Below are 13,232 nucleotides of genomic sequence, written 5' to 3'. Positions count from 1 at the left end.
GGCCCGGCGGCGTTGAAACGCCGCCGGGCCCCTCGGCAGTGGTCGCCTCATCTTCCACCCGTCCTCCGCGCACCACGGTCAGCACAGGTTGAGTCCCAGGTCCTCGGGCAGCTCCAGTCCCGAGACGAGCAATCGCGCCTGGAGGACATCGCATTCGGTCATCCGGCCGGATGGCCCGGCGCGTCTCACACTCCAGCAAGGCATGGACCTTAGGCCCTGTTTCATGCGGATCAAGGGCCTTTTCGACTACGTCGCCGTTAAGTCCCACACCGTTGTGAGCAAGAAAGCTGGCGCGTGACCTTGTAGAGACGGGTATGGTCCCGGTGCATGCATGCGTGCGGTCCCCGCCCCAATAGCGAACCAACGCAATGTACACTCTTTCAGCCGTTGCAGGTGCTTCTTGCAACGGCGGTCTCCGTAGTCTGACAAGGGAAGAAGAATGACGCAGAACCTGGTCCAGACCGTGCCCTCCCAGGTCAGGTCCGCCTCCGGTCGCCCCGCCGGCGCCTCCACGCAGATGGAGGTGTGGCAGGGACTTTCCGCCGCCGTCGTCGACGCCATCGCAGACGACTGGTACGCCACCGAGCAGAAGTACCGCGCTGGCCGGATGGAGCACTACTTCTCCGCCGAGTTCCTTGAGGGACGCGCCCTGCTGAACAACCTGACCAACCTCGGGCTGGTTGAGGAGGCCACCCAGGCCGTCAACGCCTTCGGCCAGAACCTGACCGACATCCTCGAGCAGGAACCCGACGCCGCTCTGGGCAACGGTGGGCTCGGCCGCCTGGCCGCGTGTTTCCTGGATTCCTGCGCCACCCTGGACCTGCCGGTGGCCGGCTACGGCATCCTGTACCGCTACGGGCTGTTCAAGCAGCTGTTCGAAGACGGCTTCCAGACCGAGCACCCCGATCCGTGGATGGAGGAGGGCTACCCCTTCGTGGTGCGCCGCGAGGAGGCGCAGCGAATCGTCCGCTACAACGACCTGACCGTGCGCGCTGTCCCCTACGACATGCCGATCACCGGCTACGGCACCAAGAACGTGGTCACGCTGCGGCTGTGGCGGGCTGAGCCCATGGAGGAGTTCGACTACGACGCCTTCAACTCCCAGCGCTTCACCGACGCCATCGTTGAGCGCGAGCGCACCGCCGACATCTCCCGCGTGCTCTACCCCAATGACACCACCTACGAGGGCAAGGTGCTGCGGGTGCGCCAGCAGTACTTCTTCTGCTCCGCCTCCCTGCAGGAGATCGTCGACAACTACGTCACCCACCATGGTGAGGACCTGAGCGGCTTCGCGGACTTCAACTCCGTCCAGCTCAACGACACCCACCCGGTGCTGGCTATTCCCGAGCTCATGCGCCTGCTCATGGACGAGCACCACTTGGGCTGGGACCAGGCCTGGAAGATCGTCACCAAGACCTTCGCCTACACCAACCACACGGTGCTGGCCGAGGCCCTGGAGACCTGGGAGATGTCCATCTTCGACCGCCTGTTCCCCCGCATCGCCGAGATTGTCCGCGAGATCGACCGCCGCTTCCGCCAGGACATGGCCGAGCGCGGTCTGGACCAGATGCGGATCGACTACATGGCTCCGCTGTCCGGCGACAAGGTGCGCATGGCGTGGATCGCCTGCTACGCCTCCTACTCCATCAACGGCGTGGCCGCGCTGCACACCGAGATCATCAAGCGCGACACTCTCAAGGAGTGGCACGACATCTGGCCCGAGCGCTTCAACAACAAGACTAACGGCGTGACCCCGCGCCGTTGGCTGCGCCAGTGCAACCCCCGGCTGTCCGCGCTGCTGGATGAGGCGACCGGTTCGGATGCCTGGGTCAAGGACCTGTCCCTGCTCGGTGCGCACACCGACGCCGTCGACGACGCGCTGCTGGACCGGCTCGCCGAGATCAAGCACGCCAACAAGGTGGACTTCGCCGCCTGGGTGGCCGAGCGCGAGGGGATCGAGATCGACCCGGACGCGATCTTTGACGTGCAGATCAAGCGCCTGCACGAGTACAAGCGCCAGCTCCTGAACGCCATCTACATCCTGGACCTGTACTTCCGTATGAAGGAGGACCCGTCGCTGCAGGTGCCGCCGCGCGTGTTCATCTTCGGCGCCAAGGCGGCTCCGGGATACATCCGCGCCAAGGCCATCATCAAGCTGATCAACGCGATCGCGGACCTGGTCAACAACGACCCGGTGGTCTCCCAGACCCTGAAGGTGGTCTTCATCCACAACTACAACGTCTCCCCCGCTGAGCACATCATCCCGGCCGCGGATGTCTCCGAGCAGATCTCCATGGCCGGCAAGGAGGCCTCCGGGACCTCCAACATGAAGTTCATGATGAACGGAGCCCTGACCCTGGGTACGCTCGACGGCGCCAACGTGGAGATCCTCGACGCCGTTGGGGATGACAACGCATACATCTTCGGAGCTACCGAGGACGAGCTGCCCGCCCTGCGCGCCTCCTACAACCCGCACGCTACCTACGAGTCCGTCCCCGGGCTCAAGCGGGTGCTGGACGCCTTCACCGACGGCACGCTGGATGACAACGGCTCCGGCTGGTTCGCGGACCTGCGCCGCAGCCTGCTGGAGGGTGCCGACGCGGACGTCTACTACGTGCTGGGCGACTTCGCCGCCTACCGCGAGGCCAAGGACGCCATGGCCGCCGACTACGCCGATCAGCGTGCCTGGCAGCGCAAGGCCTGGGTGAACATCACCCGCTCCGGCCGCTTCTCCTCCGACCGCACCATCAGCGACTACGCCGAGGTGTGGGGTATCGAGCCGCAGCCGATCGCCTGACGGCCACCGACTCGGACTCCGGACTAGCGTGACGGCGCCCGCCCCCTGCTATGGGGCGGGCGCCGTCGTCTGTCTGCGCGTTGCCTGCGTCACGATCCGCGCCCACGGCACCTGACCGATGCGGGCACCACTTACGCAGTCAGTCAGCCGCATAACATCATGAACATGCGGGTCGCGGCGACCTCAGTACAGGATGGTGGCGAGCTGGCGGCGGGCCCGGGCGACCTCGGGGGCGGTGGTCCCGATGACCTCGAACAGCTCCAGCAGGCGCACTCGGGCCTGCTCACGGTCCTCGCCGCTGTGACTGCGCACGGCTTCCAGCGCCCGCCCCAGGCAGGCGTTGACATCTCCCAGAGCGAGAGCGGCATCCGCGCCGGCGAGCTGGGCGTCCAGGCCCGCGCCGGGGGCATCTGCCGCCGCCAGCAGCTCGGCTGGGTCCTGGCCGTCCATACGGGCGAGCATGCGGACCTGGTTACGAGCCGCCTTCAGCTCGTCGTCGGCGGGCGCATTGGCGATTGCGTGATCGTAGACCGCCTCTGCCGCAGCCCAGTCGCCGCGCTCGATGGCCTCGCGGGCCTCTCGCTCCACCTCCGTCTCCTCCGGCTCGGTGGGAACGGCGGCCTGCGCCGAGGCATCGACGGCGACCTGGCCATCGACGCCGTTGCGTGCGGCCACCTCCAGCAGCTGGTCGAGTACGGCGCGCAACTGCTCCTCGGGGACACTGCCCTGGAACATTGGCACCGGCTGGCCGGCGATCAGCGCTATTACCGTGGGCACGGCCGTGGCCTGCAGCGCCTGCGCCACTTCAGGCGCGGCGTCCACGTCCACGCGGGCCAGCTGGAAACGGCCCGCATACTCTCCGGCCAGTCGCTCCAGCAGCGCCGCCAGGTCGGTTGAGGCCTGTGAACGGGGCGTGTGCAGCACTACGACTACCGGGACACGCGCTGAGCCCTCGACGATGTCACGCAGATTGGATGCGTCCACGTCCACGACCAGGTCTCCCGCGCCGCCTGAGTCGAGGACGGCACCGCCCTGTGCGCCACTGACCGGCGCCGTAGTCGGTGAGGCCCCTTGCTTGGGGGCCAGGGCGGACAGGTCGACGGCACCGAACATGCTCATGGTGTGCCTTTCTCGGGCAGGGCCCGCAGTCTGTCAGTACAGCTTGTTCCGTTACGCCTGGGAGCGTAGTCCCACCCGAAGTGCGGATCGGTGCTCGTTCGCCCCGGGCGTCAGTCGGTGGCTTCGGCGTCCTCTGCGGGCGCCTGGGAGTCGTCGCGCGAGACCGAGGCGAGTACCAGGTCCATTCCCAGGGCGGAGGCATTGGCCTCGGCATCGGCGGCGGGGATGAGGAAGGCGATCATGACGTCGTAATTCGCTGTGGCGGCACCAACGACCTCCCGGTCCTCGCCCATCAGCGCCCCCACGTTGCCGTCAAGCGCGAGGTTCGCCCCAGCGACGGTCTTCTTGTACTCCGTTGCGAAGCTCAGGGTAGTCATGGTGATGACGCCGCCATCGGCCGTGCGCAGGCTCTTGAACCCGTCGGTGCCCACCTTGGCGCTGACACTGACCTCGCCTACCTCTGAGAGGTCGGCACTGCGTTCCGCGGCGATGCGCTGGCGCAGGATGTCGTCGGCGAAGAGCTTGCCATTGTCGCCGTCAGGGTTGTTGAGAGCATCTACGTAGGCGTCCAGAACCTCCTGCGGGCTGGCCTTCAGGCCGGTGGAATCGTCTGCCGCAACCTGCTCGGTGCCTACGGCCGGGGCGTAGGTGGAGGGGATCTCGACGCCCGCAAAGAGCTGGGTCCAGCCCCACAGCTGATAGTTCTCCCTGGCTGAGTCCTGCGTGAGGGCAAGGAGGTAACCCTGCTCATCCTCGGCGAAATCGGTGATGGTCAGCACCGTGCGGGGGAAATCGGTGGCCAGCGCCACCGTCCCCGCCTGGCTGTCGGTGGTGAAGGTGTGTACCACTGAGTCGTCCGAGGCGGCCGCTGCGAGCTTGTACTCCTCGCCGCGGATGCGGGCCGCGGGACCGGTTAGGTATCCCTTCAGGGCCTCCGCATTCTTGTCCGCGTCCGCTGCGTCCATCCCTGTCTGAATGCGCTTGAGGATGGTGGTCAGCCGCTCGGAGTCGAGCACCGGCTGCGGCGTCGGACTGAAGGCGTCGGCAGCGTTCTTAGGCACGTCCTGCGAGCACGCGGCAAGTGCAACGGCTGTCACTGCGGTTGTCGCAGAGGTAATGAAGGCGCGGCGGCTGGTGATCATGCGTGGTGCTCCTCGTCGGACTGTTCATTGCGGGGATCGGCAGTACCGTCTTCACCGTCGTCGGCGCGGTCGTCTTCGGCGGGGTCCTCGCCGCCTGCCTCGGCACCGGAGGGGGCTTGCGCGGACTGGCTGTCCGCATCCGCCTGCTCAGCCTCCGCGGTGTTCTCGTACTCGGCCAGTGCGTCCGGCTCCAGCACGTCGAGCTCGGCCGTTTGGGCAGCGTCGGGGCCGTCTGCGGCGACGTCTCCGGCCGACTGCGCAGGGGCGTCCGCGTCGGTCGTCCCCTCCGCCGTAGCCAGTGCCAGCGGAACGTCGTCGGCGAGCTCACGGCCGGCTCTGTAAGCGGCGGTGGCCTCGGCATCGAGCCCCGGGACGACGGCGCTGCCACGGGCCGCACCGGAGGCCCCGACGGCGTCGATCCCCGCCGCGAGGTCCTCCGGCTCGGGGGCGGGTGCCTGAGGAACGGAAGGCGCTTCCACCCCGCCGAGGTACACGGCCCCGGTGCGCGGGTCTACCCACTCCTCACCGGCTTGCTCGGCACGTTCCTTGTCTCGCTGCTCGCGGCGGGTCAGTGGTCGGTCCGGATCACCGATCTGCGGGATGCCCACAGTAGCCACCGAATCCGCCTGCGCCATGCGTGCGGCTCGCTGTGCGGCACGGGCGCGTCGCTGCTCGTCCGCGTGCCGCATCTGGATGTCGATCAGGAACAGGAAGACGCCCACCAGCAGCAGCATGCCGCCCAGCACCAGGCCGGGGATGAGCCAGGGAGTGGACACGTGCCGCGGCCAGGACAGCGACAGCTGAGGGGCGTTGGAGGCGCCGTCGGTGGCTACCAGCACCACCAGGTCAGATCCGGAGGTGTCCAGCTCGAGCGTGGCCGAGCCGGTGCCCGTCTTGGAGGTGATCCACAGGTCCGAGTCAGCGGGATCGGCATCGCTGTTCTCCAGGTCGGTGCATCCCTCGGATCCCTCTGTCACCGCGGACTCCGCGGCGGTAGCCGCGGCGGTCGCGTCCTCGGAGGACGCGGAGGCCGCGGATGTGGGGACCGCCGCGTCTTCGGGACAGCGTGTAGTTACCGCCTCGGAGGCGAGCGTGTTCCAGTCCAGCAGGCCGGTCACGGAGATGAAGGGGTCCGCGGCAAGCCAGGCGTCGACATCCTGCGCATGCCCGACCGCGATGAAGACCTGCTGATCGGCTGATGCGGCGGTGGCGGTGACCTTCACGTCGGACTCGACGAGGCTCAGTACGCCCGGCTCGGTGACGACGTAGTGCTGGTCGGGGTTCTGGGCGAGGCTCGCCTGTGCAGTCGAGCTGGGGCGCCACACGGTGGCGGAGCAGACTGCCAGGGCAATGGCGACCAGGCCGAGAACGGCAATGATCACGCTCAGGATCCGTCGATTCACGACGCGCTTCTCCTCGGACTCGTGGACATGGACCCGCCTAGCCGACGGGCAGGCGTGCACGACTCGCATCGACGCCGCGGTAACGGCGAAGGACGCGGCCGTGCGCCAGAATCCCATGAGCGCCGCCGGCTCGCACCGCTACCGGCGAAGATCACAGGCTGCTGCGCCATAAGCTGAAGCCTAGGTCAAAGTCCGGCTCCGCGCTGATCACAGGGCCGGGACGCGCCGAGTCGTCGCGGTCATCGCGGCACCGCCGAGCCTACTGACAAGTCGAATCCGTGGATTTACGGCGGTGGCCGCGAGGCTCCCCGGACAACCGCAGTATTTACCGATTCCGCGCGGATTGTGCAGGGGCTACGCTGTGTTGGTGGGGCCGTCCCAACCCGGCCCAGGAGGAGAGTTGACGTGGCCGAGGACACCGAAGAGTTCGCCATCACCATGCGTGGATACGATCGTGCGCAGGTCGACCAGCGGCTGGAGGCACTCAATCGCCAGCTGCGGGATGCCCGCCGCGAGGTCGCCAGCCTCGACCAGCGGGCGATGACCCTGGCCGGTGAGCTCGCGGAGGCCCAGCGGCGCTTGCGTGAGTCCGACAAACCGACCTATGCGGGGCTGGGGTCACGTATCGAGCAATTGCTGCGCAGCGCCGAGGAGCAGAGTGCCTCCGTCCTGTCTAAGGCGAACGCGGAGGCGAATGCGCTGCTGACCCGCACGCGCGCCAATGCGGCGAACCTGTCCGAGCGCAGCTCTTCCGAAGCGGCCTCTCTCCTGTCCGACGCCCGTCGCGACGCCGCTGAGCTGCGCGCCCGCAGCAAGAGCGAGGCGGACACCACGCTGGCTAACGCCCAGGCCCGGGCGGACGAGCTTGTCGGCACGGCTGAGCGCCGGGCAGCCCAGATTTCCGCTGACGCCGAGTCCGCCGCCACCGAGCTCCGTGCCACTGCGGAGCGTGAGGCCCAGGTCGTACGTGCCCAGGCGCAGAAGGCTGCGGCGCAGCTGGCCGTGACCTCCGAGCGTGAGGCCACCGAGCGGCGTGATTCCGCGACGCAGGAGGCCGAGGAGCTGCGGCGCTCCACTTCCGAGCAGACGGAGTCGGCACTTAACGCAGCAAGGGAGGAGGCCCGGCTCACCGTTGAGAAGGCCCGCGCCGAGGCGGAGGAGCTGCTGAGCTCGGCACGCCGCGAGTCCGATGAGCTGCGCCGTTCGGCCCAGGCTGATGCAGAGGCCGCTCGCGCGCAGGCCGCAGAGCTGCGTCAGCAGGCCACTTTGGAAGTTGCGGCCGCGCACGAGGCCGCCGCCCAGGAGGATGCGGCCGCGCACGAGGCCACGCGCAGCCGTATCGCACAGATGCATGAGCAGGCACAGGCGCAGGCGGCCGATGCCGAGGCTCGACTGGAAGAAGCACTCAAGCGGGCCGAGGCCGTGCGCGCCGAGACCGATGAGTCCGCCCAGGCTCGCCTTGAGGAGTCGACCCGGCAGGCGGAGGAGATTGTGCAGCAGGCCCGCGAGCAGGCCAAGCAGCTGATCGAGGACGCCCGGGCCGACGCCGACGCCGAGAAGTCCGCGGCAGCGCGGGATGTGGAGGAGCTGGAGCGCCAGCGGGACTCCGTTGCCGGCTACCTGGAGGAGATGCGAGGCGTCCTCGGCAACGCGGTGCCTCCGGTTCCGGTCTTCTCGGATGTGATCACCGAGGCGCTGGGAGCCGAGGCCGACGGCGCTCCGGCGCAAGAATCCGATGCAGAGGCCGCAGCCGACGTCGAGGCGGACGAGGCTGAGGATACTGCGGATCTGCAGGCTGAGGGTGATCCGGGCGAGCACCCGCGGTCCACGGCCAGCACCCGGTGAATGCGCGGGGCGGCTCTGCAGCGTAAGCCACCGGGCCGGGCGGGCCGCCGGTCAGGGCCAGGCGCGGCGCACCTGTTCCAGCGCGTCCTCCAGCGGCACTCCCAAGGAGCGCATGGTGGTAACGAAGCGCATGACTTCGCGATCCCCGGCAGCCCCCGACGGGTCGCGCACGAAGGTACCGCGGCGCCCGCGGCCCTCTATATAGCCCTGCGCCTCGAGCTCACGGTATGCCTTCGCCACCGTGTTTATGGCGATGCTCAGCTGGGCCGCGAGAGCACGTGTAGGGGGCAGGCGACTGCCTGCAGGTAGTCGACCGTCCGCGATATCAGCCTTCACCGCCGCACATATCTGCGAGAACACCGGCTCGGTGGAGGTCGGATCAAGGTTGATGTGAAGCCGCGCGGTGCGCCCGTCCCGGGGCTGCGCTGCAAAAGACTCTGGAGGGCGCTGCTGAGGTGGGCTTGGTGACTGCATAGCTCTAGTGTGCGACAAGCGCGCCACAGACACCATGGCACATCGTCGTAGTCTGGTGCTATGGACAGCAAGGACGCCGATTCCTCCCCCGCTCGAGCCGACTCCGCCGACGCCCCGCAAGCACAGCGGTCACCTGCCACCCCGCGTGATTCCGAGCCCGGAGACTGGGCGCAACGCCGTCGGGAGGCCGCGGCCGAGCGCGCCCGGATGCTCGCGGCTAGGCAGAATGCCGAGCATCAGCGAGCCGCACGGATCGTCTCCCTGTTCCTCGCCGTCGCCAAGGCAGAGGGCCTGGCAGCGCAGCCGCTGCGGGTCAAGGGATACGGGGGCGGATCGGCGCGCACCTCGCTGACCGGCTGGTACCTGCGTCAGGATCAGTCGGTGGGTATCGATACCTCTGGGCGCTTCTACATCCTGACCCGGGCACTGGGACTGCGCGATCATCTGTTCGGCGTAGACCCAGCGGAGGAACCGGTCCCCATGACCATTGGTGAGGGCGGTCGCGACGGCGATATCGTGCCGTTGCGCACCGCTCTGGATCGGCTATTACCAGGCTGGGAGGAGCGCTCTCCGGAGCCGCTGGCCTAACCGGTTCGTGCGGCTGCTCCGGGATTGGAAAGCTCTTCTCACCACAGGCGCCGCTCCCAGCACGAGGTATGCCAGTGACGCCGCTCCTCCAAGCCGCGCTCCGGGCCAAACAACGATTCGTTGCTCCATGCCACTACATGCGGGGTGCCGGCTGGGATCGTCCGGTTGCAGCCGGGGCAGAGATAATCCTTGTTCCCGCCACGAACGCGCCGCACCGTGAACTCCGCTCCTCCGGGGCCGACCTGGGTACGCGGCACGGAGGCCAGGCGGTCCATGTCCAGGGGCCTGTGGCCCGCCGCGTAGGGACGCTTGGAGCTGCGGGAGCCTCGATGTGCCATGTGGATGACTGTAGCGCGCTCGCCAATTCGACCGACCTCGGCACGTAACGTCTACCGACCTCGGCGAGGGTGCGGGGTGGGGCGGGGCAAGCCGGGGTGGGGCTGAACGTGTCACCCCTTCACGGAGCCGGCCATCAGGCCGCCAACGAAGTACTTGCCCAGGAAGATGTACACCAGCAGCGTCGGGACGGAGGCGATCAGCGCGCCGGACATCGAGGCGCCGTAGTCGGCCATGATCGAACCGTGCGCCAGGTTGTTCAGTGCCAGCGTCACCGGGCCCGACTGCGCCCCGCCGCCGAAGAACAGGGCGAACAGGAAGTCGTTCCAGGCGCTGGTGAACTGCCAAATGATGACCACCACGAAGCTGGGGATGGATATGGGCAGCACCACCGAGAAGTAGGTGCGCAGCATCCCGGCGCCGTCGACCTCGGCGGCCTCGATCAGCTCGTCGGGAATCGACTCGTAGTAGTTGCGGAAGATCAGTGTGCAGATCGGAATGCCGTAGACCACGTGCATGAGGATCAGCGTCGGGATGCCGAATCCCAGCCCAACCCCGGTGACCATGCGCATCAGCGGAATCATTACTGCCTGGTAGGGGATGAACATGCCGAACAGGATCAGGGTGAACACCACGTTCGCCCCGGGGAAGCGCCACTTGGACAGCACGAAGCCGTTGGCGGATCCCAGCATCGCAGAGATGAGGGAGGAAGGGATCACCAGCATCAGGGAGCGGACCAGGCCGCCCTTGAGCTCGTTCCACGCATTGGTCCAGTTGGTGGTGTCCCAGCTGTCCGGCAGGTACCAGGTGGTAGCCGGAGAGGCCTCCGCCCCGTTCTTGAAGGAGGTGACGAACAGGACGTAGACGGGGATGAGCACAAAGACGAGCGAGGCCAGCAGCAGGACGTAACGAAGCACCTGTCCCCAGGCGATACCCCTGGTCCGGGTAACGGTCCGCTTGGCGGTCAGAGCGGCGGCGTCAACGGCCATGTCAGGACCTGCCCTTCGCGTCGTGGATGAGGTACGGGATGACGGCGATGGCGACGATGACGAGGAGGATCGTGCCGACTGCCGCGGCGTTGGAGTAGTCGTTGTCGGTCATGAAGTTGAACATGTCAATGGCGGGCACCTTCGTGGAGTAGGTGCGCTGGTCCGTGATGGACATGATCAGGTCGAATGACTTCAGCGACATGTGTCCGATGATGATGACGGCGCTCAGGGCGATAGGTGTCAGCTGGGGAAAGATGATCGACTTGTACAGCTGCCACTCGTTGGCGCCGTCCACGCGCGCCGCCTCGCGCAGATCCTCGTTGATTCCCCGGAAGCCTGCGAGGAACAGGGCCATCACATAACCGGCCAGCTGCCAGACCGCGGGGATGGCGATGGCGAGAATGCCGAAGGTAGTGTGCTGCGTCCAGCTGTTCTCCAAGAACCGCAGGCCCGTCATTTCGAACAGGCGGTTGAGGCCGGAGGCCTGTGCCCCCTGGGCGGAATTCAGCAGCCACCGCCACACCACGCCGGAGGCCACGAAGGACACGGCCATGGGGAACAGGAACACCGCCCGGAACAGCCCCTCACCCTTGATCGGCTTATCCAGCAGCCACGCCCACAGGAAGCCGAGGACCAGGGTTCCGGCCAGGAAGGCCACGGTGAACAGAATCAGGTTGAGGAAGGAGTGCTGGAAGTTCGGATTCTTGAACAGGTTGACGAAGTTCTCCAGGCCGACGACGTGCGAGGACCGCCTGCCCGACACCTGCGCCGCAGTGTGAGTGTCCAGCAGGGAGGTGTTGATGTTCACGCCGATCATGCCGTACACGAATATGCCAACGAGGACCAGGGACGGCGAGATCAGCAGCAGCCCCGGCCCCCACTTCCGCCAGTTCGCCTTCCTCCGCCGGGGACGCGACGTCGTTCTAGTGCTCACGATGCTCCTTGAAGTTTGTCGGCTGGCGTCGCCTCGGCCGGGGCGGCAGCACTCGTCTCCCCGCACCCGCGCTGCGTGGGGTGAGACAATATCCAGTGGCGTTCGCCACCGGCATTTGGCAGTGCATTTGCCAGTGCGATTGACAGTGGCGCTGCGCTCGGGGCGGGGCAAGTAGTCGCGCCGCCCCGAGCACGCGGGTCAGGCCACCGAGGCGTATGCCGCGGCAAGCTCGGACTGCAGGGTGGCGACGTCTGAGGCGCCCTGGGCGAACTTGGTCAGGGCGTCATTCATCGCGTCCGACGCCTTGGTCGGCAGGGCGGCGCCGTGGGCGATGGAGGAGACGATCGTGTCCTGGCTGAAGGAGTCCATCGCGGAGCGCTGGTACTCGGAGAACTGCGCCTTCTCTTCCTCGGTCAGGTCTGAGCGGGAGGGGATGGAGCCCTTAACGGTGTTAAAGGCGATCTGCCCCTCCTTGGTGGAGATGCACTGCAGCCAGTTCTTGCCGCCACCCGGGTGCGGGCCGCCATCGGTGAGGGCGAAGGCATCGGCGAGGAAGTCGAACACGCCGTCGGTGCCGGGCACCGGGAAGTAGGTGTAGTCGGTACCCGCGGTCAGGCCCGCGGTGTCGAAGCCGGCCACCGCCCAGTCGCCCATGACGTTGAAGGCGGCCTGGTTCTCGAAGATCGGCCGCATGGCCGGCTCCCAGTCCTCGGTGTACAGGGACTTATCGGTGAAGCCCACGATGGTCTCGTAGTGCTTGAGCGCGGCCGCCACCTCATCGCCCGCCCAGTCGGTACTCCCGTCGAACAGCCCTGAGTAGGAGTCGGCACCGAGGTCGGCGATGAGCACGGACTCCAGCAGTCCGAGCTGGGTCCAGGCCATGCCCATGGTGATGGGGGTGTAACCGGCCGCCTTAACCTTCTCCATGTCCGCGATCCAGCCTTCGATGTCCGTTGCCGGGCTGTCCGGGTCCAGTCCCGAGGCCTTCAGCACCTCGATGGAGGCCCACACCACGTTATTGCGGTGCACGTTTGAGGGGATGGAGTAGATGGCGCCCTCGGAGTCCCTCAGCCGGTCTATGAGGGTCTCGGGGAAGGCGTCGTTGAGACCGAACTCGTCGTACAGGGAGGAGATGTCCAGCAGGTAGCCGGCCTCGATGTCCGCCTGGATCTCGGCGCCGGCGTGGGCCTGGTAGGTGTCGGGCGGGTTGCCGGCGGCCAAGTCCGCGGCGAGCTTCTGCTTGGCCTGGGAACCACCACCGCCGGACACGGCCTTGTTCTCAAACTTGGTTTGCGGGAACTGTTCCTCGAACACCTTCACGAGGGCGGCCAGTCCCTCCTTCTCGGATCCTGCCGACCACCAGGTGACTACGTCGACCTGGCTGTCATCACCCTCACCGACGACCACCGAGTCGGAGCGGGATCCGGATCCGGCACCGGACTCCTCGGTGCCGGTGGTACCACAGGCGGCAAGCGTGGCCAGGACGGCGGTGGTGGACAGGCCCACCATAGCCTGCCGCCGGGACAGAACGGGATTACGCATGGTGTTCTCCTCGAAACGACGCTGTTTCTATGGGAGGGTCGGGGCGGAGTCACCGCCTGGCTG

Annotated in this window: 11 protein-coding genes; 3 read left to right on the top strand and 8 right to left on the bottom strand. The window is 67.2% G+C overall.

All coding sequences use genetic code 11. The features are described 5' to 3' along the window. Positions 1–439: 439 nt before the first annotated feature. The gene (locus GZ997_RS07525; protein ID WP_162679451.1) at positions 440–2,797 is read left to right on the top strand and encodes a glycogen/starch/alpha-glucan phosphorylase; all 2,358 of its coding nucleotides are present in this window, start codon (positions 440–442) and stop codon (positions 2,795–2,797) included. A 183-nt stretch (positions 2,798–2,980) separates the two neighbouring features. On the opposite strand, the gene GZ997_RS07520 is transcribed toward GZ997_RS07525, so the two are convergent. The 3 genes from GZ997_RS07520 to GZ997_RS07510 all read right to left on the bottom strand — a co-directional run bounded on the left by GZ997_RS07520 (position 2,981) and on the right by GZ997_RS07510 (position 6,461). Then, complete coding sequence (locus GZ997_RS07520; RefSeq protein ID WP_162679450.1) at positions 2,981–3,916, bottom strand: tetratricopeptide repeat protein; 936 nt, start codon at positions 3,914–3,916, stop codon at positions 2,981–2,983. A 110-nt stretch (positions 3,917–4,026) separates the two neighbouring features. Next, on the bottom strand, positions 4,027–5,058 hold the full coding sequence (locus GZ997_RS07515; RefSeq protein ID WP_161923862.1) for a hypothetical protein: 1,032 nt from the start codon (positions 5,056–5,058) through the stop codon (positions 4,027–4,029). Further along, a complete protein-coding gene (locus GZ997_RS07510; protein WP_162679449.1) occupies positions 5,055–6,461 on the bottom strand; it encodes a hypothetical protein in 1,407 nt (468 codons plus the stop codon). The genes GZ997_RS07515 and GZ997_RS07510 overlap by 4 nt, the downstream gene beginning before the upstream one ends. A gap of 405 nt (positions 6,462–6,866) precedes the next feature. Here GZ997_RS07510 and GZ997_RS07505 point away from each other — a divergent pair, with 405 nt between their 5' ends. Next, the gene (locus tag GZ997_RS07505; protein WP_162679448.1) at positions 6,867–8,306 is read left to right on the top strand and encodes a hypothetical protein; all 1,440 of its coding nucleotides are present in this window, start codon (positions 6,867–6,869) and stop codon (positions 8,304–8,306) included. Positions 8,307–8,357: 51 nt separating this feature from the next. Here GZ997_RS07505 and GZ997_RS12765 read toward each other — a convergent pair whose 3' ends face one another. Continuing rightward, complete coding sequence (locus GZ997_RS12765; protein WP_162679447.1) at positions 8,358–8,780, bottom strand: GntR family transcriptional regulator; 423 nt, start codon at positions 8,778–8,780, stop codon at positions 8,358–8,360. Between the two features lie 60 nt (positions 8,781–8,840). Here GZ997_RS12765 and GZ997_RS07495 point away from each other — a divergent pair, with 60 nt between their 5' ends. Beyond that, the gene (locus GZ997_RS07495) at positions 8,841–9,368 is read left to right on the top strand and encodes a hypothetical protein (RefSeq protein WP_162679446.1); all 528 of its coding nucleotides are present in this window, start codon (positions 8,841–8,843) and stop codon (positions 9,366–9,368) included. A gap of 38 nt (positions 9,369–9,406) precedes the next feature. On the opposite strand, the gene GZ997_RS12760 is transcribed toward GZ997_RS07495, so the two are convergent. The 4 genes from GZ997_RS12760 to GZ997_RS07475 all read right to left on the bottom strand — a co-directional run bounded on the left by GZ997_RS12760 (position 9,407) and on the right by GZ997_RS07475 (position 13,169). Beyond that, positions 9,407–9,643, bottom strand: a complete 237-nt coding sequence (locus GZ997_RS12760; RefSeq protein ID WP_161925296.1) for a hypothetical protein — start codon at positions 9,641–9,643, stop codon at positions 9,407–9,409. 174 nt (positions 9,644–9,817) lie between these two features. Beyond that, a complete protein-coding gene (locus GZ997_RS07485) occupies positions 9,818–10,693 on the bottom strand; it encodes a carbohydrate ABC transporter permease (RefSeq protein ID WP_162679445.1) in 876 nt (291 codons plus the stop codon). A 1-nt stretch (position 10,694) separates the two neighbouring features. Then, entirely contained in the window at positions 10,695–11,627 is a 933-nt protein-coding gene (locus tag GZ997_RS07480) for a sugar ABC transporter permease (RefSeq protein WP_162679444.1), read from the bottom strand. 198 nt (positions 11,628–11,825) lie between these two features. Further along, the gene (locus GZ997_RS07475; protein ID WP_162679443.1) at positions 11,826–13,169 is read right to left on the bottom strand and encodes an ABC transporter substrate-binding protein; all 1,344 of its coding nucleotides are present in this window, start codon (positions 13,167–13,169) and stop codon (positions 11,826–11,828) included. Positions 13,170–13,232 lie beyond the last annotated feature (63 nt).

The organism is Actinomyces sp. 565, from assembly GCF_010365615.1.
Classification (GTDB): Bacteria; Actinomycetota; Actinomycetes; order Actinomycetales; family Actinomycetaceae; genus Actinomyces.
This window is presented reverse-complemented; position numbering and strand designations above follow the sequence as displayed.

Bases quoted from the DNA above. Each gene is read 5' to 3' on its own strand.
- GZ997_RS07525 (WP_162679451.1), top strand. From the start codon at position 440: ATGACGCAGAACCTGGTCCAGACCGTGCCCTCCCAGGTCAGGTCCGCC.
- GZ997_RS07520 (WP_162679450.1), bottom strand. From the start codon at position 3,916: ATGAGCATGTTCGGTGCCGTCGACCTGTCCGCCCTGGCCCCCAAGCAA.
- GZ997_RS07515 (WP_161923862.1), bottom strand. From the start codon at position 5,058: ATGATCACCAGCCGCCGCGCCTTCATTACCTCTGCGACAACCGCAGTG.
- GZ997_RS12765 (WP_162679447.1), bottom strand. From the start codon at position 8,780: ATGCAGTCACCAAGCCCACCTCAGCAGCGCCCTCCAGAGTCTTTTGCA.
- GZ997_RS07495 (WP_162679446.1), top strand. From the start codon at position 8,841: ATGGACAGCAAGGACGCCGATTCCTCCCCCGCTCGAGCCGACTCCGCC.
- GZ997_RS12760 (WP_161925296.1), bottom strand. From the start codon at position 9,643: ATGGACCGCCTGGCCTCCGTGCCGCGTACCCAGGTCGGCCCCGGAGGA.
- GZ997_RS07485 (WP_162679445.1), bottom strand. From the start codon at position 10,693: ATGGCCGTTGACGCCGCCGCTCTGACCGCCAAGCGGACCGTTACCCGG.
- GZ997_RS07475 (WP_162679443.1), bottom strand. From the start codon at position 13,169: ATGCGTAATCCCGTTCTGTCCCGGCGGCAGGCTATGGTGGGCCTGTCC.